The 2,156-nt window shown below is 35.3% G+C and carries 3 protein-coding genes; all 3 read left to right on the forward strand.

The window, feature by feature from the left end; translation table 11 throughout:
* Positions 1-466 (forward strand): SUKH-3 domain-containing protein (locus tag HMPREF2794_RS03015; protein ID WP_246839582.1); only part of this gene is annotated, 466 nt, incomplete at its 5' end.
* A 71-nt stretch (positions 467-537) separates the two neighbouring features.
* Positions 538-1,533 (forward strand): SMI1/KNR4 family protein, encoded by a 996-nt coding sequence (locus HMPREF2794_RS03020; RefSeq protein ID WP_007558975.1) that lies wholly within the window; start codon positions 538-540, stop codon positions 1,531-1,533.
* An 84-nt stretch (positions 1,534-1,617) separates the two neighbouring features.
* Complete coding sequence (gene imm9 / locus HMPREF2794_RS03025) at positions 1,618-2,085, forward strand: Imm9 family immunity protein (protein ID WP_008627674.1); 468 nt, start codon at positions 1,618-1,620, stop codon at positions 2,083-2,085.
* The last annotated feature ends 71 nt before the right edge of the window (positions 2,086-2,156 follow it).

Consider the following 2,156-nt stretch of genomic DNA (forward strand, 5'->3'; position numbering starts at 1 on the left):
CTCCCTTGAAAGGTTGATTATCCACCAAACATTATCAATGTGCAAAATAAAAAATAAAAGTAGTATGGAACTGAAGCAATATCTTAAAACAAATTGCCACTGGGAAAATCGGGTAATCATAAGCCCGAATGAGCTTATGGCAATTTATTCTAAAGCAAACTACCAACCGACTCCAAAGTTGATAGATTTCCTTATTTATTTCTACAATCAGGAATTTCAGTTTCCAAAAGTGGATGTGCATTTTAATCTAAAGAAAACATTAAACGATAATCCGCATTACTTATTCTACGACCAATTTTGTGAACTACTCCATGTTTCGGATATTTGTCCTTTTGGGGAATACGAACATGGATATATGGTCTTGCTTGTTGATAGTAAAAACAACATATACGGCGTAATGGATGATTATGTTGAACGGTTTGGAAATGATTATTTCAAAATGCTAAATCAACTTTATAATCGGTAAGGCATTGATAACAAACAGCAGACCGACTGAATAAGCGGAACGCTGCCAAACATTATCTGCCCATAAAAAGAATGAATATGAAAATAGAATTAGAAAATTGCCAAAAAAGTCTTACTCTCAAAGATTTTGAAGAAATAGAGAGTAAATTGGGTTATGCCTTGCCGGAAAGACTGAAAGAGTTCTATTTACAATATAATGGAGGTTCTACGAAACAGACCGCAAGCATAAATAAATATCAAGAGGTGGAAATTGAAGATTTCTTCCCATTCAAATATAACAAGGATTTTAAGAATGACCCCAGATATACGGCAGAAGGCGAAACATTAGAGTTAAGAAAAGCTGGAGCTATATCTGATAGCATTCTTATTTTTGCTATGGAATCTACCGATGAAGGTCGGATTACCATAGACTTGGTTAATGGAAAGATCTATCTTTACCCTATTGTGGGGATGCAAGATGTAATCTTCAATTTTGGAGAGCCACGACTTGTTGCAAATTCAATAGATGATTTCTTTGACAATCTCGTTGTTTTGGACGGGCACAAAGCAATTCCAGCAATAGAAGAAATCGAAGAGGGACAAACGGAGACAGCAGGTGTAATGCCTGAACTTTCGGACTGTTCGGCTTCGCTAACAAAAGAAGATATAAAGAATTTTGAGGTTGAGTTGAATGTAAAGATTCCGGCAGGCATGAAGAACTTTTACCTCAAGTTCAACGGTGGTATGCCATCACCATATTGTTATCAACCGCAGGACGAGGATTTGGATCGGGTGGAGATAAATGCGTTCTTTCCGATAAAGGAACGCACCAATGCTTTTGAAACAATTGAAGTCATAGCCAAAGATATATGGAGTAGGAATTTAATGCCATGCAATCTGTTGCCTTTTGCTATGGATTCGGGTGGAAACTATTATGCGTTGAACTTGAAGAATAAAAAGATTTACTATTACTTGACTGACGAGTGGGACGAAAACGCTTCAAGAGAATACAACTTTGAAACAAATACTCGTTACATCGCCCAGTCATTCAATTACTTTATAAATCATTTTATCGAAGAAGAGGAATAAAGCGGGCAGATAACAAGCGGATCAATCTCCTTTAATGATGATTATCCACCGAACATTATAAACTCTGGATATAAAGATGAATGTATGAATAATCAATATGCAGTTTTAATAAGTAGTGAAATCCCAGAACTTGGAGAATTGGACTTACTGCGCTCAATTTGCCGAGAGTTGAATGGTTATATGGAAGATTACAATAACCAAATCAACTTAGATAATTTGGGAGATTGGAAACTTCTCATACAGATAAATCTTCGAAATACTAATGGGATTGGGATTTTCAAACGGGCAAAACGTTTCCCATCTAATAAAGAGTTTGAAATATCTATTTCTATACCAGTACCAAATTTGGAGGAAGCACGCTATGGAATATCCGATATGACGGGGATTTATATTCCTTTAAATATTAAAAACTTCTACATTCTTTCTCCATGCTTTAGTAAATATGATAATTTGTATCATTATATTCTTGAGAGTGCAAAACAAGCCATAGATGCAGCTTTTACTTATGGCTTTACATGTAACGGCAAAAGAATAAAGAAAAAAAGTTTATAACAAACAGCACTACCGACTGAATAAGGCGGAACGCTGCAAACCATTATAAACTCGTAAAATAAAAATATGAT

Source organism: Bacteroides sp. HMSC067B03 (assembly GCF_001811315.1).
Classification (GTDB): domain Bacteria; phylum Bacteroidota; class Bacteroidia; order Bacteroidales; family Bacteroidaceae; genus Bacteroides; species Bacteroides faecis.